Origin of the sequence: Bradyrhizobium centrosematis (assembly GCF_045571495.1) — a bacterium.
In the GTDB taxonomy this organism is placed as follows: Bacteria; Pseudomonadota; Alphaproteobacteria; order Rhizobiales; family Xanthobacteraceae; genus Bradyrhizobium; species Bradyrhizobium centrosematis.
Genome location: NZ_CP120703.1, coordinates 3,240,278 through 3,261,048, shown reverse-complemented (window position 1 = coordinate 3,261,048; position 20,771 = coordinate 3,240,278). Strand labels below are relative to the sequence as shown.

18 protein-coding genes are annotated in these 20,771 nt (G+C 65.1%); 5 read left to right on the top strand and 13 right to left on the bottom strand.

The window, feature by feature from the left end; translation table 11 throughout:
• Positions 1–9: 9 nt before the first annotated feature.
• The 9 genes from P6U31_RS15700 to P6U31_RS15660 all read right to left on the bottom strand — a co-directional run bounded on the left by P6U31_RS15700 (position 10) and on the right by P6U31_RS15660 (position 13,829).
• A complete protein-coding gene (locus P6U31_RS15700; protein ID WP_407189296.1) occupies positions 10–2,697 on the bottom strand; it encodes a PAS domain S-box protein in 2,688 nt (895 codons plus the stop codon).
• Positions 2,698–2,818: 121 nt separating this feature from the next.
• The gene (locus tag P6U31_RS15695) at positions 2,819–3,733 is read right to left on the bottom strand and encodes a DMT family transporter (protein WP_407189295.1); all 915 of its coding nucleotides are present in this window, start codon (positions 3,731–3,733) and stop codon (positions 2,819–2,821) included.
• Positions 3,734–3,811: 78 nt separating this feature from the next.
• Positions 3,812–4,606 (bottom strand): NUDIX hydrolase, encoded by a 795-nt coding sequence (locus P6U31_RS15690; RefSeq protein WP_407189294.1) that lies wholly within the window; start codon positions 4,604–4,606, stop codon positions 3,812–3,814.
• 4 nt (positions 4,607–4,610) lie between these two features.
• Positions 4,611–5,564, bottom strand: a complete 954-nt coding sequence (locus P6U31_RS15685; RefSeq protein ID WP_407189293.1) for a dihydrodipicolinate synthase family protein — start codon at positions 5,562–5,564, stop codon at positions 4,611–4,613.
• Between the two features lie 106 nt (positions 5,565–5,670).
• Positions 5,671–6,549, bottom strand: a complete 879-nt coding sequence (locus tag P6U31_RS15680; RefSeq protein ID WP_407189292.1) for an SDR family oxidoreductase — start codon at positions 6,547–6,549, stop codon at positions 5,671–5,673.
• A 184-nt stretch (positions 6,550–6,733) separates the two neighbouring features.
• Positions 6,734–7,594 carry a MaoC/PaaZ C-terminal domain-containing protein gene (locus tag P6U31_RS15675; protein ID WP_407189291.1) on the bottom strand — a complete coding sequence of 287 codons (861 nt, stop codon included), beginning with the start codon at positions 7,592–7,594 and terminating at the stop codon, positions 6,734–6,736.
• Between the two features lie 222 nt (positions 7,595–7,816).
• A complete protein-coding gene (locus P6U31_RS15670; RefSeq protein ID WP_407189290.1) occupies positions 7,817–8,206 on the bottom strand; it encodes a Zn-ribbon domain-containing OB-fold protein in 390 nt (129 codons plus the stop codon).
• Complete coding sequence (locus tag P6U31_RS15665; RefSeq protein WP_407189289.1) at positions 8,206–9,363, bottom strand: thiolase domain-containing protein; 1,158 nt, start codon at positions 9,361–9,363, stop codon at positions 8,206–8,208. Before P6U31_RS15665 ends, P6U31_RS15670 begins: the two co-directional genes overlap by 1 nt.
• A 974-nt stretch (positions 9,364–10,337) precedes the next feature.
• A complete protein-coding gene (locus tag P6U31_RS15660; protein WP_407189288.1) occupies positions 10,338–13,829 on the bottom strand; it encodes an indolepyruvate ferredoxin oxidoreductase family protein in 3,492 nt (1,163 codons plus the stop codon).
• 283 nt (positions 13,830–14,112) lie between these two features.
• Here P6U31_RS15660 and P6U31_RS15655 point away from each other — a divergent pair, with 283 nt between their 5' ends.
• Positions 14,113–15,327, top strand: coding sequence for a c-type cytochrome (locus P6U31_RS15655; RefSeq protein ID WP_407189287.1), 1,215 nt, complete (start codon positions 14,113–14,115; stop codon positions 15,325–15,327).
• A gap of 45 nt (positions 15,328–15,372) precedes the next feature.
• On the opposite strand, the gene P6U31_RS15650 is transcribed toward P6U31_RS15655, so the two are convergent.
• The gene (locus P6U31_RS15650; protein WP_407189286.1) at positions 15,373–16,023 is read right to left on the bottom strand and encodes a trimeric intracellular cation channel family protein; all 651 of its coding nucleotides are present in this window, start codon (positions 16,021–16,023) and stop codon (positions 15,373–15,375) included.
• Positions 16,024–16,188: 165 nt separating this feature from the next.
• Here P6U31_RS15650 and P6U31_RS15645 point away from each other — a divergent pair, with 165 nt between their 5' ends.
• Positions 16,189–16,578 carry a hypothetical protein gene (locus P6U31_RS15645; RefSeq protein WP_407189285.1) on the top strand — a complete coding sequence of 130 codons (390 nt, stop codon included), beginning with the start codon at positions 16,189–16,191 and terminating at the stop codon, positions 16,576–16,578.
• A gap of 63 nt (positions 16,579–16,641) precedes the next feature.
• Here the strand turns inward: P6U31_RS15645 and P6U31_RS15640 are convergent, their stop codons facing one another.
• The 3 genes from P6U31_RS15640 to P6U31_RS15630 form a co-directional block, all read right to left on the bottom strand.
• A complete protein-coding gene (locus P6U31_RS15640) occupies positions 16,642–17,451 on the bottom strand; it encodes an oxaloacetate decarboxylase (protein ID WP_407189284.1) in 810 nt (269 codons plus the stop codon).
• A gap of 71 nt (positions 17,452–17,522) precedes the next feature.
• Complete coding sequence (locus P6U31_RS15635) at positions 17,523–17,873, bottom strand: antibiotic biosynthesis monooxygenase family protein (RefSeq protein WP_407189283.1); 351 nt, start codon at positions 17,871–17,873, stop codon at positions 17,523–17,525.
• Between the two features lie 27 nt (positions 17,874–17,900).
• Positions 17,901–18,209: an NIPSNAP family protein gene (locus P6U31_RS15630; protein ID WP_407189282.1), complete on the bottom strand. Its 309-nt coding sequence runs from the start codon at positions 18,207–18,209 to the stop codon at positions 17,901–17,903.
• Positions 18,210–18,365: 156 nt separating this feature from the next.
• Between P6U31_RS15630 and P6U31_RS15625 the strand changes: the two genes are divergently transcribed.
• From P6U31_RS15625 to P6U31_RS15615, 3 genes are all read left to right on the top strand, one after another.
• On the top strand, positions 18,366–19,064 hold the full coding sequence (locus tag P6U31_RS15625) for a winged helix-turn-helix domain-containing protein (RefSeq protein WP_128919643.1): 699 nt from the start codon (positions 18,366–18,368) through the stop codon (positions 19,062–19,064).
• Between the two features lie 195 nt (positions 19,065–19,259).
• A complete protein-coding gene (locus P6U31_RS15620; protein WP_407189281.1) occupies positions 19,260–20,270 on the top strand; it encodes an alpha/beta fold hydrolase in 1,011 nt (336 codons plus the stop codon).
• 190 nt (positions 20,271–20,460) lie between these two features.
• Positions 20,461–20,709, top strand: coding sequence for a GCG_CRPN prefix-to-repeats domain-containing protein (locus P6U31_RS15615; RefSeq protein WP_407189280.1), 249 nt, complete (start codon positions 20,461–20,463; stop codon positions 20,707–20,709).
• Positions 20,710–20,771 lie beyond the last annotated feature (62 nt).

Below are 20,771 nucleotides of genomic sequence, written 5' to 3'. Positions count from 1 at the left end.
AGTCACCGATCACTCCGCCGCCTGCTCCAACGGCGCCGTGCGCGGCAGGATGATCTGGATGCGCGTGCCTTTGCCCGGTTCGGAATCGAGATCGAGCCGTCCACCGAGCCGGTTGGTGACGATGCTGTAGACGATGTGCAGCCCGAGGCCGGTGCCGCCCTGGTCGCGCCGGGTCGTGAAGAACGGATCGAAGGCGCGGCGGCGGACGTCGAGCGACATGCCGCAGCCATTGTCGGAGAAGATGATCTCGACATTGTCCTTGCCGGACTCGCGCACCTGAATCTCGATGGTCCCCGGCCGGCCGTCCGGGAAGGCATGCGCCACCGAATTGAGAAACAGATTGGTCAGCACCTGGCCGTACGGACCCGGATAGCTGTTCATGGTGAGATCGGGCTGGCACTCGACGTTGAGCGTCAGGTTGTGCTTGCGCAGGCCCGGCCGCAGGCTCATCACCACCTGCTCGGTGAGGTCGCCAAGATCGAAGGTGCGCTGGTCCGAATAGTTGCGATCCGCGGCAACCTGCTTGAACGACTGGATCAGCTCGGCGGCGCGGTTGAGATTGGACACGAGCTGCGAGGATGCGTCGCGGCTGGTGCTGAGGAAGTCGTTGAGCGTGGAGCGGCGGAGCTCGCCGCGCTCGACCTCGGCGGTGAATATCGCGGTCTTGCGCTCCAGCGCGGAAGCGACCGTGAGGCTGATGCCGACGGGGTTGTTGACCTCGTGGGCGACGCCGGCAACCAGGCGTCCGAGCGCGGCGAGCTTCTCGGCCTCGATCAGCGAGGCCTGCGTCTCGCGCAGATTGCGCAGCGCCGTCTCGGCGGCTTCCTTGGCCTTGCGCATCTCCTGCTCGCCGCGCTTGCGCTCGCCGATGTCGAGCGCGACGGTGACGATCCGCTCGATCTCGCCGTCGGCATCGAGCAGCGGCAGCTTGTTGACCAGCCATTGCCGCATGTTGCCGGAGGCGTCCTTGTATTCCTCCTCGTAAAAGCCGAGCCCCTTGCGGAGGCTGAGCACTCGCTTGTCGTTCTCGTCGGTCTTTGCCGCGCCATAGCGCGACATCAGGTCGGCCGTGGTTCGGCCGAGTGCGTCAGCGGGTTCGATGCCAAAGATGCCCGCCATGTAGCGGTTCATCAGCACATAGCGCAGGTTACGATCCTTGACGTTGATCACCGCCGGCACGGTGTCGATGACCTGCTGGAGCAGGCGCCGGCCTTCGGCGATGGCGTCTTCCGCCCGCTTCTGGTCGGTGATGTCGCGCAGCGTGCCCTCGTAGCGGACGATGTTACCCGCTTCGTCCCGCACGCCGGTGGCGCTGTCGGAGAGCCACAGGATGTTGCCGCTGCGCTGGCGCACCTGATACTCGAACTCGCGGACCATGCCGTCGCGGGCCATCAACCGCTGGTATTCGGCGCGCGCCTCCGGATGGACGTAGATGGTGTGCGCGATGTCGCTGATGCTGTCGATCAGCTGCTGCGGGCTGTCGTAGCCCATCATCCGCGCCAGCGCCGGATTGGCATTGAGGAGATCGCCGGCCGGCGTCGTCACGTAGATGCCGTCGATCGAGCCCTCGAACAGCTTCCGGTAGCTCTCTTCGGCAAGGCGCTGCTCTGTGAGCGCGCGCACCGCCGCCTCGCGCGCCGTGTCCGCCTCCTCCAGCGCGCGGCGGAACACTTCGGCTGCACGCGCGATGTCGCCGATCTCGTTGTCGACATCCGCCGACGGGATCAAGGTGTCCTTCTGGCCCGCCGCAAGCGCGCGGATGGAGCGCGCGATCTGGGCGAGCGGGCGGACCGTCCGGCGCACCACGAACAGCGCAGCGCCGATACCGATCAGGACGCCGATGGTGCCGAGCACGATGCTCTGCCATCGCGCTTCCGTCAGGGTCCGGGCGAAGTCGCGCGACAGCACGTGGCCCCGCCGGGCACTGACTTCGCGCAGCAATTCGGTGACGCGGCCGATCAGCCGGCCCTCGGTTCCCAGCACCTCGCGGTCGATGTCGGCGATCTGCCGCTCGCGGACAGCCACGGCGATGATCGCCTCGGCGTAATCATTCACCGCCGCCTTCAGCTTGGCATCGCCGATGTTCAGGGCCCGCATGGTCTGCGCGGCCTGCTCGGCCGCGGACGGGTTGCGTGCGAGCAGCCCGAGCGCGATGCGGCTCTGCGCCTCCGATAGGCGCGAGGCCAGCTCGCGGTCGGCGGTGCCGGACACCGCCGCATCGAACTGGTCGCGCAACGGCGGCAAGCCCGCGAGCAGCTGGGCGCGGCGGTCGATCAGCGTCGAGATCCGCTCGAGGCCGTTGCGATAGGTCGCAAGCCGCTCGGTCACCCCGTCGATCATGTCCTGCTGCTCGGGCGCGAGCTCGATGCGGGTCTTCTTCAGGACGTCGCTCAGGGTCGCAGCCGCCTCGCCCACCTGCTTGAACTGGATGCCGGCGCCGGGATCGGTGACAAAGTCGCGCGCGGCGAGGCGCAATTCGTTCATGCGGCGGTCGATGTCCTCGGCAAGGTCGCCGACGCTCTGCAGCCGCTGCAGCTCGGCGAAGGTCGTGTCGATGTGCCGGATCGCGATCACGCTCGCGGTCGAGGTGACGATGATCACCGCCAGCACCAACAGGAAGCTGCCGAAGGTGAGCTGGCCGATGGAGAGCGAAAAGGCTCGCTTTTTCTCAAGAGTCGGCGTCAATTCGGCGGACATTGGCGATGAGAGGACCGGGCTATCGGGGGCCCAATATACGACGTATTGCCGCCCGGGGGGAACATGCCTCCGAACGCCCATTATCCTTAATATGGTGGTCCTGTAGCCTCCTTTCTCCAATCTATGACGGCTTAAGGCGCGCCGGCTGCCGGGCCGGGATCGTCATGGCGGCGACGCCGAGGACGACGCAGGCAAGCCCGATCCAGGCGGTCCGGCTGAGGCTCTCGCCAAGGAAGGCGACGCTGATGGCCACGCCAATGGGCACGCGGAGATAGGCCTGCGCCGTGGTGCCGACCGAACCCAGAGTCTGGATCAGGCGGAAGTAGATCGCAAACGCCGCGGCGGTCGAGAACACGGCGAGCGCGAGCAACGCCAGCACGGAGCTCAGCGACGGCGACAGCGTCCAGGGCTGCTCGACCACGAGCGAGGCCGGGATCAGGGCCGCCGCCCCCGCCAGCAGCGAGCCGGCGGCCGGGGCCATGGGATCGAGGCCCTTGAAGCTGCGGCCGAAGATCGCGGCGCAGGCATAGCATAGGGTGGCGGCAACGATGGCCGCCTCCGCGGGGAGGCCGCGACCGATGCCATCGAAGGCGTCGGTTCCGACAATGAGGCAGATGCCGGCCATGCCGGCGACCACACCGAAAAGTTTCCTGGGGGACGTTGCTTCGTGGCGGGTGACGATTGCCGTGAGCAGGAAGGTGAAAATCGGGCCGGCCGAGTTGAGGATGGTGGCGAGCGCGGCATCGACATGACGCTCGCCCCAGGCGATCAAGATCCAGGGAATGACGCTGTTGAGCACGGCCTGGAAGGCGAAGCGCTGCCACGTCGCGGCGTCTCTGGGCATCCTGATGCCGCGCGCCCGCATCACGACGAGCAGTAGCAGGCCCGCGATGGCGGTGCGTGCAGCGATCAGCGTGATCGGGGGAATGGTGGCGACGCCGAGCTTGATGAAGGTGTAGGAGCCGCCCCACAGCGTCGCGAGCGCGACCAGCAGCGCCAGCTCGACGGCGAGATTGGTGTCCTGCCTGACGTCCATGACCGTTCCGTCCTCTCCACGATTGACGGAATCTAGCGCGACCGCGGGCCCCAATACTTCGTCCGGCGTCGAAGTGTACTAGCCCACGGCTCCCACCTCGAAGACCTCGCCGTCATAGCCGGCCTCGCGGGGAATGCGGAGCTGGCGGCCCGTTTCGGTCTTGGTCATGACCGGCATCACGGTGACAATCGACAGGCTGCGGGCGTGCTCCAGTGCGGCACTCACGCTGTTCTGCTTGGCGAGCCTGATGAGGTTGCGCGTGGTGGGGAACGGCAGCTTGAAACGGCCGCTCTCGCCGCCCTCCACCGCTTCGCGCGGCGAGACCCAGATCGAATCCGTCGATTCCCGGCCATCATGGGCGCCGAGCTGGTCGGGCGGCGCGGCGGCAAGGAAGAACCAGGTGTCGAACCGTTTCGGCATGCCCTCCGGCGTGATCCAGTGCGCGTAGGGCACCAAGGTGTCGAGCGCGAGCTGGAGGTTGTTGTCGGCCAGGATGTCCAGGAAGCTGACCTTGTGCTCGTTGAGCGCAACGCGATGCTTGTCGGCGATCTCGCCGGCACGCCTGGCGTCGACCGGCGCACCCGTCTCCTTTGAGCGAGCCAGCAGGATGCCGCTCTCCTCGAACGTCTCGCGGATCGCGGCGATACGGAAACCGCGATCCGCTGCGCTGAGGCCCTCGCCGCCCGAATACAGGTCGGTGCGGGCAACGATTTCCTTGTCGCCGGCATCGACGCTGCCGCCAGGAAACACCAGCGCGCCCGAATTGAACTCGATCTGATGATGGCGAACCATCATGAAGACCTCCAGCTCCTTCCCGCCGTCACGCAGCAGGAGGATCGTCGAGGCCGGGCGTGATGCTGATGTTTCGGCCATTCAACTAGCCCGCGGCGCTGGATTGCGGGCCGAGATTGGCGCGCTTGTCGAAACGGGCGACCCGCGACAAGAGATAATCGACCTCGGCCTTCGCCGTCGCCGTCATCACTGCGCCCGGCTTGCGCTGCGCGCTGGAGGCGATGACGCCGCGCTTCTGCAGCACGTATTTGCGCACGGTCAGGCCGACGCCGGGCTGCTGCTCGTAGCGGATCAGCGGCAGATGCGCGTCGAACAGGTCATGCGCGGCATCGCGCTTGCCGGCCTTGGAGAGGTTCACGACGTCGATCAGGAGCTCGGGGAAGGCGTAACCGGTCATGGCACCGTCTGCGCCGCGCTCCATCTCGAAGTCGAGGAACGTGCCGCCATTGCCGCACAGGATCGAAAGCGGACGCAGCGAGCCGTCCTTCTGGAAGCCACGCAGGGTCGAGATCTTCTCCAGGCCCGGCCAGTCCTCGTGCTTGAGCATCACGCAGTTCGGATTGTCCATGACGATCTTGCGGATCACGGACGGGGTGAACACCACCTGCAAGGTCAGCGGATAGTCCTGCAGCACCCAGGGCACGTCCGGACCGATCGCTTCGGCCGCCTGCTTGAAATAGCCGATGATCTGGTCGTCGGTCCGCAAGGATGGCGGCGGCGCGATCATGACGCCGGCCGCACCCGCATCCATCGAGGCCCTCGCCAGCGAGCGCATGGTGGCAAAGCCCGGGGCGGAGACGCCGACGATCACCTGCATCTTCTTGGCGCGCTTGACGTAGCGCACCGCCACCTGCTCGGCTTCAGTGGCATCGAGCTTCGGGGCTTCGCCGAGAATGCCCAGCACCGTGACGCCGTCGCAGCCGACCTCCTCGTAGAAATCGGTCAGGCGGTCGATCGAGCGCTCGTCGATCCGGCCGTCGTCGTGGAACGGCGTCGGCGCGATTGCGAAAGTGCCCTTGGCGTCGGCGGTGAGTTTCATGAGTCCAATATCCTCTTGTTCGTCATTCCGGGGCGATGCGCAGCATCGAACCCGGAATCTCGAGGTTCCGGGTTCACGCTAGGCGGTGCCCCGGAACGACAGTAAATCAGAACCGCCGCGCCCCCATCTTGATCTGCTCCTCGGAGAAGAAGATCTCCTTGGCGTGATCGACGATGTCCTGGGCCTTCCAGCCCGAATGCGGCGGTTTCCAGCCTTCCATTTCCATCATCCGCATCTCGCGCACGCCGCGGGGCCCGGACACGCCCAGCACCTTGCCGGTCTGGTCGCCCGACAAGTCGCTGACCATGTATAGCACGGCCGGCGCGATGCCGTCCGGCCCCAGCGCCGCGCCGGGGTTCTCCTTGTAGCGGGGCAGGTCTGCGGTCATGCGGGTCAGGGCGCCCGGGGCGAGCGTCCAGATCCGGATGTTGTACTTCCGGCCCTCGATCGCGAGCACGTTGGACAGGCCCCAGATGCCGCCCTTGGCCGCGCCGTAATTGGTCTGGCCGAAATTGCCGATCAGCCCCGATGTCGAGGAGGTGTTGACGATGACGCCGCCGCCGTTTTCCCGCATCCAGCGAAACACCGGCATGGTGCAACAAAAAGTGCCCTTCAAATGGACCTTGATGACCTTGTCCCAGTCGGCCTCGCTGGCCTTGTGAAAGGTCTGGTCGCGCAGGATGCCGGCATTGTTGACCAGGATGTCGGCGCGACCGAAGTGCTTGATGGCGTCGTCGAACACCGACTGGCCGCCCTCCATGGTGGAGATGTCGGCGCCGTTGGCGACCGCCTTGCCGCCCTCGGCCTTGATGGCGTCGACCACCTGCTGGGCCATGGACTTGTCGGCACCTGAGCCGTCGCGAGGTCCGCCGAGATCATTGACGACGACCGCGGCCCCTTCCCGCGCGAACAGCTTCGCATAGGCCTCACCGAGCCCCCCGCCCGCGCCGGTGATCAGCGCAACCTTGCCATCGAGTAGTCCCATGGTGGCTCCTCCCTGTTTTTGTTTCTTTGCTAACCTCTCCCCGCCTGCGGGGAGAGGTCGGATCGCTCTTGCGATCCGGGTGAGGGGGTACAGGTCTCAATACCGTCCCGACTCGTGGTGAGAGCCCCTCACCCCACCCTCTCCCCGCAAGAGCGGGACGAGGGAGACGACGGCCCGTGCCTGCCTAACCCAGCACCGTCTTGCCGTTCTTGATCACCGTCACGCCGCGCGACTTCACCTTGGCTTCGAACGAGATCACGTGGCCGTCCTTCCAGAGGTCCATGGTCACGGTCTCGCCGGGATAGACCGGCGAGGAGAACCGCGCGACGTGCTGGCGGAATGCGCTCGCGTCGTAGTCGGCATAAGTCTGCAGCACGCCGCGGCAAGTGATGCCGTAGGTGCACATGCCGTGCAGGATCGGACGCGGGAAGCCGGCTTTCTTGGCGAACTCGGGATCAGAGTGCAGCGGGTTGCGGTCGCCGCAGAGGCGATAGACCAGCGCTTGATCGGGACGCGTCGTGATGTCGATGGTCTTGTCGGGCCCGCGCGATGGGATCTTGTGCGGATCGGGCTGCGTCAGGCTCGGCCCGCCAAAGCCGCCGTCGCCGCGGGCGAAGCGTGAGGCGACCAGCGTTGCCAGCTTCTCGCCCTTCTCATTCTTCAGCACGGTCTGGTGCACGATGACGACGCCCTTGTCCTTGCCCTTGTCGTAGACTTCGAGCACGGAGGAGTCGGCGGTGATGTTCGCGGCCACCGGCAGCGGCTGGTGAAAGGTAATATCGCGCTCGCCGTCGACTACCATGACGCGGTTGAGATTCATCTCGCCGGGACCGGCCCCCCACGCCGCGACAGAGGCGAAGGTCGGCACCACCTTGAGCGGCCGCGGCGTGAACGTGCCCTCGTTGACGAAGGCGAGCTCCTTCTCGTCCATGGGGTCGGCGCCGAGGCCGATGCCGTAAGCGTAGAGCATGACCTCGCGGTCGGTGTAGGCATATTTCTGGCCGAGGTTCTTGAGGCCTTTGAGCTCTTCGTATCTGGCGGACATTTTTTCTGGTTTCCTCTCCGGCATTTGTCTCAGCGAGCGCCGGCGCTCGTCAATTTGCCCTCTCCCCTTGTGGGAGAGGGCTACTCCGCCGGAGCAACAAACTCGTTTGGGTGAGGGGTTGGCTGCTCGATGACACTTCTCGTGTCGAGAGAGACCCCTCACCCGGCAGCCTTCGGCTGCCACCCTCTCCCACAAGAGGAGAGGGTTACATCTTGCTTCGCGTCAAGCCGGCGTGAAAAACGGCAGCGGCGCGCCATCCGTCGGCTTGAACACCACCTTCACCTTCTGGCCGATCTTGAGCGTCGCAAGATCGCAGTCGACGAAGTTGGTCTGCACCGACGGTCCCTCCTTGAGCGTGACGTAGCCGATGGCGTAAGGGCCGGTCGGTGATTTCCGCATCAGGCTGTAGGTGTAGATCGTGCCCTCGCCCGACGCTTCCTCCCACACCGTCTTGTCGGAGTAGCAGAACGGGCAGATCGAGCGCGGGAAGTAATGCGCTTCCCCGCAGGCGGTGCAGCGCTTGATCATGAACTTGCCCTGCTTCGCCGCGTCCCAGAACGCTGAGGTCTCGGGGTTCGTGATGGGGGCCGGGTATTTCTTTGCTTCACTCATCACACGCGCTCCAGGATAGCCGTCGAGGCGGCGTGGCGGACGCCGAGGAGGCCGCCGGTGCCGTGGGCGATGGCGAGATCGCAATTCTTGACCTGCACCTTCGGATGCGCCTCGCCGCGCAGCTGGCGCACGGCTTCGAGGATCTTGGTCATGCCGCCGCGGTTGACGGGATGGTTGCTGCAGAGGCCGCCGCCGTCGGTGTTGAACGGCAGGTTGCCGACGCCCGAGATCAAATTGCCGTCGGCGACGAACTTGCCGCCCTCGCCCTTCTTGCAGAAGCCGAGGTCTTCCAGCTGCATCAGCACCGTGATGGTGAAGCTGTCATAGATCGAGGCGTATTTGATGTCCTTCGGCGTGATGCCGGCTTCCTCGAACGCGCGCGGGCCCGACCACACGCCGGCGGAGTAAGTGAGGTCGAGATCCTTGCCGCCGCGCGGGCCCTTCATGGCTTCGCCATGGCCGATCAGGCGCACTAGAGGCTTCTTCAGGCTCTTGGCAATTTCGGGCGTCGTCACGATCATCGCACCGCCGCCGTCGGAGACGACGCAGCAATCCATGCGATGCAGGGGATCGGAGATCATCGGCGAGTTCAGGACGTCCTCGACGGTCACGACATCCTTGAGCATCGCATGCGGATTGTACTGCGCATGATGCGAGGCCGCGACCTTGATCCAGGCGAGCTGCTCGCTCGTGGTGCCATAGTCGTGCATGTGGCGCATGGCACACATGCCATAGGCATTGTGCGTGGTCGCGCCGTAGGCAGATTCAAAATCGACCTCCGCGCCGGCCGCACGCGGCGGCATCACGCCGGTGCGCGGCTTGCCGGCTAGCGTGATCAGCGCGATCGAGCACTTGCCCGCGGCGATCGCTTCGGCGGCATGGCCGAGATGGATGATGTAGGAACAGCCGCCGGTCTCGGTGGAATCGACGTGACGGAGCTTCTTGGTGTTGAGGCCGAGATAATCGACCATCGGCCAGGCACCACCCGGGGCATCGCCCGCGCAGAAATAGCCGTCGACGTCGTCCTTGCTGATCCCGGCATCCTCGATCGCGCCCTTGGCGACCTCGGCATGGAGCTGGGCGGTGGATTTGTCCGGCGCATGCCGGGTCGGGTGTTCGTAGATCCCGGCAATGTAGGCCTTGCCCTTGATGGTCAAACTTCAGGTCTCCGCTCGCGTTTCTTATTGCCCCGTTTTTCTGAACCGCACCGGGCGGATTGGCAAGCGCGGAAATATTCCGCCCTGCGAGAGGGCGGCGGGTGGCGCAAGGGGTCCGCATCCAAAATCGGGCCGAGGATAGGACGCGACGCTGCCTGCCGCGTCGTCGTTGCGAGGAGCCCTTGCGACGAAGCAATCCAGAATCCCACCGCGGAGAGATTCTGGATTGCTTCGCGGAGCCTGTCATCGGGCCGCGCTTCGCGGACCCGTTGGCTCGCAATGACGGAGTTCGGGTCGCTTACAGCGCTCCTTCAACTCAAAACGCGTTCGCAGACACAGTCCCGCATCCTCGCGGCGCATCTCGCCCGAGTTTTGCTCCCGTCTTGCTCCCTCGGAAACAGAGGGCGCAGGGAAGACCGGGTGCCGGCTGGGCACCCACGGTCCGCTGTGCGCGAATTGCGCGAAGAACAGATGCACAGCGGCATACAGGTGGAGCCAAACATCCGGCCTTCCCTGCGCAGTGGCTTTACGGCTTATGTCGCGCTCTCCTCGGGGAGCGATGCACTATTGCCCCCGTCGCCTTGCGAGAGACCCGCAAGACTTGACGCACAGACCCCGGGCGTCAGGACCACACGATTTTGCCGTACGCGAGACTGCGTCCGTCGTGCACGAGACAATCGCTCGCGCGACGCCGCCCGCGTCCACCGCCGCTCACCCCGCGTTTCGTGACGATCGCGATACGCCCCTCTGAGAGGGATGAGGTGGGGAAGCGATACGACAATTCCGAATTTCGGTAAAGCGGAATGTTTTTACGCCGGTAGATTGACCCATGGCGTGGGTGTTTTGCCCGACTGGCAGCACAACGGGTGGTGCCGTACGGTGGGCAAAGGCGCACCGCGCCGTGCCCACCATCTCTCCGAGATCATTCCCGAAGACGTGGGCACGCTTCGCTTTGCCCACCCCGCGAGACTGCCCTACTCCGCCGCGATCTGCCTTGGCGCGGGCGGCGGATTGGCAAGATCCGCGGCGAGCTGGGCATAACGCACTTTGGCGTCCTGAACCGCCTTCTCCTTCACCGGGCCGTAGCCGCGGATGCGGTCGGGCAGTGACAGGAGTTCGACCGCGGTATCGATCGTGACCGGCGACAGCAGGCCGAGCACGGTCGAGACGTCCTTCTCGTAGCCGGCGATCAGGTCGCGCTCGAGCTTGCGGTCGGCGCTGCGCCCAAAGATGTCGAACGGGGTGCCGCGCAGGAATTTGAACTTGGACAGCACGCGGAAGGCCTTCAACATCCACGGTCCGAAGGCACGCTTCTTTGGGCGGCCCAGGGCGTCGACACCGCTCGCCAAGATCGGCGGGGCCAGATTGAAGTTGAACGTGAAGTCGCCTTCGAACTGATCGCGGAGCTGCTGCTCGAAGGCTCCATCGGTATAGAGGCGCGCGACTTCGTACTCGTCCTTGTAGGCGAGCAGCTTGGCGTAGTTGATCGCGACGGCGCGCGGCAGCGCATCGCCATAGCCGCCCTTCGCCGCGGCATCGCGCACCTGGTCGACCAGCTTGCGATAGCGCTTGGCCAGGCGACCGTTCTGATAGGCGGTCAGATGCTTGGCGCGATGCTCGATGACCTCGTCGAGGCTCATCGCGTCGAGAGTCTTCGGCGCAATCACCTCGTCCGTTCCCTTCAGCATGTCGGCAAGACGCTTGGGATCCGCGACCGCGAGACGGCCGAGCCGGAAGGCTTCCTTGTTCATCTTGATCGAGACGCCGTTGACCTCGATCGCCTGCTCGATCGCTTCTGCGGAGAGCGGCAACAGGCCCTTCTGATAGGCATAACCCATCATCATCATGTTGGTGGCGATGGCATCGCCGAGCAGTTGCTCGGCGGGCTTGGTGAAATCGAAGAACACGGAGTCCTTGTGCAGCGCGGTTTCCAACAGCCCGTTCAGCTTGCGGGTCTGGAAGTTGAAATCGCGGTTGAGGATGAAGTCGGCGGTGGGAATGACGTGGCTGTTGATGATGCCCCGGGTGCGGCTGGTATCACAAAGGGTGATCGTGTCCTTGGCGACGGCGACCACCTCGTCGGCGGCTAGCACGAGATCGGCCGTGCCGGTGACGATGCGCGAGCAGGTCACTTCGGCCGGATGATCCGACAGGCGGACATGGCTGAGCACCGCCCCGCCCTTCTGCGCAAGGCCCGACATGTCGAGGATCATCGAGGCCTTGCCCTCGATATGGGCAGCCATGCCGAGCAGCGCGCCGATGGTCAGAACGCCGGTGCCGCCGACACCGCCGACCGCGATGTTATAGGGCTTGTCGAGCGTCGGACGCGACGCCGGCTCGGGCAATTCGCCGATGTCGGCAAGCTCGCTAGGCGCGCGGTGGCGCGGCTTGCCGCCGTCGACCGTGACGAAGGACGGGCAGAAGCCTTTCAGGCAGGAATAGTCCTTGTTGCAGGAGGACTGGTTGATGGCGCGCTTGCGGCCGAACTCGGTCTCCAGCGGCTCGACCGAGATGCAGTTCGACTGCACCGAGCAGTCGCCGCAGCCTTCGCAGACCGCCGGGTTGATCATGACGCGGCGCGCCGGATCCTCCATCAGGCCGCGCTTGCGGCGGCGGCGCTTCTCGGCCGCGCAGGTCTGCACGAACACGATCGCGGAGGTGCCCTTGAACTCGCGGCACATCTTCATGACGTTCTGAAGCTCGTCGCGATGGTACTTCTTCACGCCGGGCGCAATGGTGTCGGCCGGATAGGCGTCGGGCGCTTCCGAAACCAGATAGATCTCGCGAATGCCTTCAGCATGGAGCTGAAAGGTGATCTGCTGCGGCGAGAGATCGCCATCGTGGCGCTGGCCGCCGGTCATGGCCACCGCGTCGTTGTAGAGGATCTTGTAGGTGATGTTGGCCTTGGACGCGACCGCCTGGCGGATGGCGAGAATGCCGGAGTGGAAGTAAGTGCCGTCGCCGAGATTGGCGAAGATGTGGTTCTCGTTGGTGAAGGGCGCGATGCCGACCCAGGGTACGCCCTCGCCGCCCATATGCGTAAACGTCTCGGTCGAGCGGTCCATCCACAGCGCCATGAAGTGGCAGCCGATACCGGCAAGCGCGCGGCTGCCCTCGGGGACCTTCGTCGAAGTGTTGTGGGGGCAGCCGGAGCAGAAATAAGGGGTTCGGGAGACAGGGGCGACCGCCTGCATCTGGGTCGCCTGGCGGCCGTTGAACCAGTCGGCCTTGGCGCGGAGCATCTGCGCGATCTCAGGGTTGAGATCAAGTCGAAGCAGCCGCTCGGTCAGCGAGGTCGCCAGCGAGGCGACGCTGAGCTCGGCGGCGAAGGTCAGGAAGCGCTTGTCGTGCTCGTCCATCTTGCCGACGATGCGCGGACGGACATCGTCGCGCCAGTTGAACAAGACCTGCTTGACCTGGTTCTCGACGATCTCGCGGCGCTCCTCGACGATGAAGATCTCTTCGAGGCCGACGGCGAATTGATGCACGCCTTCCGGCTCCAGCGGCCAGGGCATGCCGATCTTGTAGAGGCGCAGGCCGATCTTTGCGGCGACCTCCTCCGTAATGCCGAGCTCGCGCAGCGCCTGGCGCACGTCCTCGTAGCTCTTGCCCGAGGCCATGATGCCGAAACGGGCATTCGGCGAATCCATGGTGATGCGGTTGACCTTGTTGGCGCGCGCAAAGGCGATCGCGGCAAAGCCCTTGTAGTCCTGCAGCCGGCGATCCTGCTCGAAGCGGTCGTCGGGCCAGCGCAGATTGAGGCCGCCGGGCGGCAGCTCGAAATCGGTGGGGATGATGAACGGCTTCATCTCGTCGGTGAGATCGATCTCGGCGGTGGTCTCCACCGTCTCCGTGATCACCTTCATGCCGACCCAGCAGCCCGAATAGCGCGACATCGCGATGCCGAGCAGGCCCATCTCGATCATCTCGTGGATGCTCGAAGGATAGAGATACGGCATCAAGGCCGACATGAAGGCATGGTCGGACTGATGCGGGACGGTGGAGGATTTCGCGCCGTGGTCGTCGCCGGCAAGGCACAGCACGCCGCCGTTCTTGGCGGAGCCCGCAGCATTGCCGTGGCGGAACACGTCGCCGCAGCGGTCGACGCCCGGGCCCTTGCCGTACCAGATCCCGACCACGCCGTCGTATTTGGCGCCGGGCGAGAGGTTGAGCTGCTGCGAGCCCCAGACGGCGGTGGCCGCCAGGTCCTCGTTTACGCCGGGCTGGAACTTGATGTTGTACTGCTCGAGGTGCTTGCGGGCGGCGAACAGCTGCTGGTCATAACCGCCGAGCGGCGAGCCGCGATAGCCGGAGATGAAGCCCGCGGTGTTGAGGCCGCTGGCGCGGTCGCGCCGGATCTGGGCCATCGGCAGGCGGACCAGGGCCTGGATGCCCGTGGTGAAGACGTGCCCGGTCTCCTGGGTATATTTTTGATCGAGGCTGATCAGACCCTGGTTGATGCCCATGCTGTCCTCTTTTGCCGCCCTGTTCAGGTCTTGCTGACTTAAGCCGTTGCCTTCCCGTTGTTTTTAGCTAGGGCGCGCCGACCAATTGCGCCACTCTATGTCGGATATTTCACGATCCGCATCACAAATCTGGACCAAAGGGAGACCTAATTAAAAATCGCAATTTCGTGGCCCGAAACACGCCAGGCATTTTCAATTTGTGTCACCATACCCCCGGCACCGCGAAATGAATCGACGCTGCACCTATGCGGGCGACGTCGATTGGTCGCAGGAGAAGCTTTCGATGCGGACGATTCTGACCGGCCTGGCTCTGGCGGGCGTGGCATTGTGCAGTGCGGTTGCAGGCGCGGCCGAGCCGTCGCCGGAGCTGATCGCCTACGGGAAGACGCTGGTCGAGGCCGGCGACTGCGCGGGCTGCCACACCGCCGATCCCGCGAGGCCGTTCGCGGGTGGCAAGCGCATCGACACCCCGTTCGGTGCGATCTATGCGCCCAACCTCACCCCCGACCGCGACACCGGGATCGGCGCCTGGCTGGATGCCGATTTCACCCGCGCGCTGCGCACCGGCATCGCCCCTGATGGATCGAACTATTACCCGGCCTTTCCCTATCCCTACTTCACGAAGATGACGAAGGACGACACGCTGGCGATCCGCGCCTATCTCGGCACGCTCGCGCCTGTCGTGAGCCGCAACAAGCCGCCGGAGCTGCGCTGGCCATTCGGCTATCGCGGCCTGATGCGGATCTGGAACGCCGTGTATTTCAAGCCAGGCCTGTTCGAGCCGGACCAGAGCAAGAGCGCGGCCTGGAACAGAGGCGGCTATCTCGTCAGCGGGCTCGGCCATTGCGGCGCGTGCCACACGCCGAAGACCTATTTCGGCGCGGACCGGGACACGCAAGCGCTCTCCGGCAACGCGGTCGACGGCTGGTTTGCCCCGCGCCTCGATGGCGCCGCACGCACGGGGTTGCAGTCGTGGAGCGCGGATGACATCGCCGAATATCTGCAAAGCGGCCGCAATGCGAAGAGCCATGCCGGTGGACCGATGGCGCAGGTCATCGTCAACTCGACCTCGAAGATGAGCGATGCCGACGTGCACGCGATTGCGCTGTATCTGAAGAGCCTGCCGCCGGCGCGGCGCGAGACGATCGTGACGCCGCCCGACGAGGCCGAGATGAAGGCGGGCCAGGCGGTCTACGCAAAACTCTGCATCGCGTGCCATGAAGCCGACGGCACGGGCAGCCCGCGCATCTATCCGCCGCTGCCCGGCAACGCGCTGCTGCAATCGATCAATCCGTCCTCCACCTTGCGCATCATCCTCGACGGCGCCCACACCGTGACGACGCCGCGCGCCCCCAACACCGGCGAGATGCCGGGCTATGCCAAGCAGCTGTCCAATGAGGAGATCGCGGCGGTGACGAACTACATCCGCAATTCCTGGGGCAATGCCGGCCTGCTGGTGACACCGGCGCAGGTGGCGAAGGCAAGGAAGGAGGAGTAGCTCACCGCTGCCTCTCCGCAATGACGGCGATAGAGCGGAGCGAAATCACCGCTCCCGCTCCTCGTCTCCCGTGAACACGAATTTCGGCATCTCCCATTTGTAGCGGACCGCGAGCAGGCGGAAGCTGATGCCGAGGGCGAAGGTTAGAATGGTCCAGAGCTCGGCGTTGAGCTGCAGCCCGAAGGCCGTCGCATAGAACAGGCCGGTGACCACCGACACGCTGGCATAGAGCTCGGAGCGGAACAGCAGCGGCACGTCGTTGCAGAGCACGTCGCGCAACACGCCGCCGGCGCAACCGGTCACCATGCCGGAGACGATGACGATCGGCAGCGAGGCGTCCATCTGCCAGGCGACGTCGCAGCCCGTCATGGTGAAGACGACGAGCCCGATGGCGTCGAGCACGATGAAGGCGACCTTCAGCCGGTGCACCAGATGCGCCATCAGGATGGTGACGAAGGCCGCGCCGCCGGCGAGCGCGAGATAGACCGGGTTTTGCACCCAGGCCAGCGGATAATGGCCGAGGAAGAGATCCCGCAACGTGCCGCCGCCGAGCGCGGTGATGCAGCCGAGAAAGCAGACCCCCAACCAGTCCATGCTGCGGCGCCCGGCAGCAAGCGCGGCCGTCATGCCCTGTGCGGCCACCGCAACCAGGGACAGGAAATGCAGCACGCTGTCGGTCGGCGGCAGGCTCCACATCGGGGTTGTTCCTTCGTCAAGGCCAAGGAACTCGCGTCCAGTTCCGGCGTCAACAGGTTCCCAATTCCTGGGGCGGAGCAACATGCGACGAAAGCATTAGGGAGCGCGGAACGGAATCTCGCATCTGAGGGTTGTCTCGGCGTCATAACCGAGGAGATCCAATCGATGGCTGACGACCGTTTTCCCAACGATCCGTACCGCCCGAACCTCGCCGACGATGAGTATCTTCGCGCGGCCCGCCGGGATGCCGATCTGCAAGCCGACCCCGAGCTCGGCGAAGGCCCCGCCTCCAGCGGCAAGGTTGCATTGTTCGCCGTTGCGATCGCACTGGTGCTGGGCGCCGTGTTCTACGGCCTGAACAACAGCAGCACGACCAACCAGGCCAGCAACGCTCCGACCTCGCAGACGGCACAGACGCAGCCCACCAATCCGGCCGCGCCTCCCGGCATGCGCGACGTGACGCCGCGCAACAACACGGGACCCGGCGTGACCACGGGCGCAGCGCCGAGCAAGCCGGCGCCGGATGCCCAGACACCGTCTGACGGCGCGAAGTAACACTTAGCAACAGCGCGTGAGAGCGGCGGGACTGATCCAGTCCCGCCGCTTTTCGTTGTGCTGCTAGCCGAACATCTTGTTGAGCTCGCCACCCGGATAGCCGCTGCCGAGCTCGGTGAATGTGCCCTTCTCCGCCATCTCCTTTGCCGCGCGCATGAAGCCGCCCCAGGCGACGCGGGCCAGCGAGCCGCCGACACTGATGCGGCGCACGCCGAGGTCTTCCGCTTCCTTCAGCGACAGGCCCGAAGCACCGATCAGGAGGTTGAACGGCTTGGGCGCGACGGCCTTCACCACGGCAGTGATGTCCTCGCGGCTCTTGAGGCCCGGCGCATAAAGGCAATCGGCCCCGGCGTCCGCATAAGCGGTGAGCCGGTCGATGACGAGCTTGAGATCGGTGACGCCCCAGAGATAAGCCTCGCAGCGGCCGACCAGCAACGTGCCGCTGTCGCCGATCGCCTTGCGCGAGGCCTTGATGCGCTCGACCGCGAGCGTGCGCTCGTAGATCGGCTTGTCCTTGTCGCCGGTGGAATCCTCGATCGACAGGCCAGCAACGCCGGTGCGCACGCAGCGCTCGACGTTTTCGGCGACCTTGTCCGGCTCGACCGCAAAGCCGCCCTCGAAATCGGCGTTGACGGGAATGTCGACGGCCGAGCTCAATGCTGCCAGATGCTGACAGACGTCCTCAACGGTGACGTGATTGTCGGCCTTGCCGATGGTCCAGGCAAAGCCGGCGCTCGACGAGGCGATCGCCTTGAAACCGAGATGCTGCAGTGCCTTGGCGCTGCCGACGTCGACCGGATTGGGCAGGATGAAGCACCCGCTCTCGTGCATCTTCCTGAAGGTCGCGCGCTTGTCAGCGGTTGTCACATGCATGTTTCTTCTCCCTTGTTGGCCGCGCACACATAGGGGCACCGAGCCGGCAGTGCCAGAGCGGGCCCGACAGCCTAATGCGCGTCGTGCACCGCCCGGCTGTCCTTCGGCGCCTGCTCGCGATCATTCATGCCGTAGTCCCTGACCACACTGGCGATGCGCAGGTGATAATCGGCAAAGATCTGCGCCCTGCCCTTGGCCTGGGTGCGGCGGTGCTCCACCGTGTTGCGCCAGGCAGCAACCGCCGCCTCGTCGCGCCAGAACGACACCGACAGGATCTTGCCCTTCTCGGTCAGGCTTTCGAAGCGCTCGACCGAGATGAAGCCGTCGATGGTTTGCAGGATCGGTTTCAGATCGGCTGCGAGGTCGAAATAATCCTGGCGGTGTTCCGGCTTCGGCCAGACCTCGAAGATCACGGCGATCATAGGCGTCTCCTGCTGCTGCGGTTTGGCCTACAATACCACCTTACGCAGGAAGGTGCGCTCTTCGGCGAGAATGAATTTGTGCTCCTCGGCGAAATGGAAATTGGCCATGGCTTCGGCGTCCTGCCGCAGCCGGGCGCGATAGGCTTCATAGCCGGCGAGGCTCTCGAAGCTGATCAGCCCGAACGCGATGTTGTTGGTGCCCTCATGCGGCATGAAATAGCCGATCAGATCACCACCGCATTTCGGGATGATGGTGAGCCAGCGCTTCGCGTATTCCTCGAACTGCGCCCGCTTGAACGGATCGAGCTGGTAGCGGATGAAGACGGTGACGGACATGATGGGCTCTCCTCTTTTGCGTCATTGCGAGCGCGGCGAAGCAATCCAGGAATTCCGCCGCGAAGGCAGTCTGGATTGCTTCGCTGCGCTCGCAATGACGACCAAGTGAGAGGCTACCCGCTTGCCTGACCTCAATGCTTCGGTTACCATCGAAGCATGAAATCAGGACCCGACATTGCCATGGTCGCCTCGCTGGTCGGCGACCCCGCCCGCGCCAACATGCTCACCGCGCTGATGAACGGCCGCGCGCTGACGGCGAGCGAGCTGGCGCAGGAGGCCGGCATCACGCCCCAGACGGCGAGCTCGCATCTGGCCAAGCTCGAGGCCGGCGGCCTGGTCGAGCCGGAGAAGCAGGGCCGCCATCGCTACTACCGCCTCACCGACGACGACGTCGCCGGCGTGCTCGAGGGCCTTGCGGGTCTCGCTGCGCGGACCGGCCATATGCGGGTGCGCACCGGGCCAAAGGATCCGGCGCTGCGGCGCGCGCGGATCTGCTACGACCATCTCGCCGGCGATCTCGGCGTGCAGATGCTCGATTCCTTACGCGAGCGGAACCTGGTCAGGCAGAAAAAGCAGGACATCGAGCTCACCGCCGAAGGCGAGCGTTTTCTCGCCAAGCATCTGCAGATCTCGCCCGACATGCTCGCCCACCCGCGCCGCCCGGTGTGCAAGGCCTGCCTCGACTGGAGCGAGCGGCGGCATCACCTTGCCGGCACGCTGGGGGCGGCCATGATGCAGCGCTTTGCCGAGTTGAAATGGGCCGCGCGCGACGCCACGCCCGGCAGCCGCGTCGTGAACTTCACCCGCACCGGCGAGAAGCAATTTGCCGCGCTGTTCGGCAACGGGAAAGACTGATCCCCCAATCTGCGTCAGATCGCACATTTGCGTGTGAACTCTCACTGTCGTCATGGCTGGGCTTGACCCGGCCGTCCACGCGTTTATGGCCATTGTCATTCCGGGGCGAAGCAAAGCATCGAACCCGGAATCTCGAGATTCCGGGTTCGCGCTCCGCGCGCCCCGGAATGACGGCTCCAATTATGAGACCCCAAAATGAACCGCTTCCTCCCGGCCACACTCGCCGCGGCCCTCCTTGCTTCCCCGTTCACCTCCGCCCACGCCGCCGAGACTGCGCCGCGCGAGCCCTACGGCATTGCGCTGGAAGGCTTTGCCTATCCCTATCCCGTGCACCTGCTCCCCGTCGTCAATGACGGCGAGCAGCTCAGCATGGCCTATATGGACGTAGCGCCCGCGCAGCCGAACGGGCGCACCGTGGTGCTGCTGCACGGGCGCAATTTTCCATCGAGCTATTGGGCGCCCGTGATCAAGATGCTGAGCGAGGCGGGTTATCGCGTCGTGGTGCCGGACCAGGTCGGCTTCGGCAAATCCTCCAAGCCGGCGGGAGAATTGCATTTCGACAATCTGGCGCGCAACACCATCGCGCTGCTCGACCACCTCAAGATCGACAAGGCCGAGATCGTCGCGCATTCGCTCGGCGGCATGCTGGGCGTGCGCATCGCGCGCGCCTATCCCGACCGCGTCGCGCATCTGGTGCTGACGGCGCCGATCGGACTCGAAGACTACCGCTTCTACGTGCCGCCAACGCCGACCGAGACGATGATCGAGACCGAGGACAAGCTCACCGCGGACGGCTATCGCAAGCAGCTGCAGACCAACTACGCGATCAAGCTGCCGGGCGACGCGATCACGCCGTTCATCGACGCCCGCTTCAACATCAAGGGCAGCCCCGACTATCCGCGCTGGCTGCGCGCCTTCGTCAGTTCCGGCCAGATGATCTATCGTGAGCCGGTCGCGCACGAGATCCCGCTGATTGCGCTGCCGACGCTGTTCATCATGGGCGCCGACGACCACAACGCGCCGGGCCGGCCGCTCGCGCCCGAAGCGCTGCGCGCAAAGATGGGACAGAACGCAGAGCTTGCAAAGCAGCTCGCCGCGAAGATGCCGAACGCGCGGGCCGAGGTGATCCCTGACACCGGGCATCTCGTCTTCCTGGAGTCGCCCGAAAAGTATCGCGAGCTGGTGCTGGGCTTTCTCGGCCGCTAGCGACGTTGCGTGTCGCGTGAGGCAGGATGCGGCGAACGTTCATGCCGCATTCAGGTCACGATTGGCAGGTTTGGATCGCGCCGCGTCGATATGTTGCAAGATTTGACATGTCGAATCGTGTCTTTTGAATCATTGTGCGCCGCAAGCGCAGTCTCCGAGAATCTGCCCAAAGGACGAGAAGGAAGATCAAATGAAATATCTGTTCGCAGCCGTTATGCTTGCCAGCGCGGCAGTGGGTTTCAGCGAGACGGCCAGCGCTGCCGGCGGCTGCGGTCCCGGCTGGTATCGCGGCCCTTATGGCGGCTGCCGCCCGATGCGCGGCCCGGTGGTCGTGCGCCCCGGCCCTGTCGTCGTGGCCCCGCCGGTCGTTGTCGCGCCCCGCGCGCGCGCGTGCCCCTATGGCTTCCGCTGGTACGCCGGGCGCTGCCGCCCGTTCTGATCTCGTCCATTCGCGTTGCAGAGTGGCCGCGCGGCGAAAGCCTGCGCGGCCTTTTTTTGGAC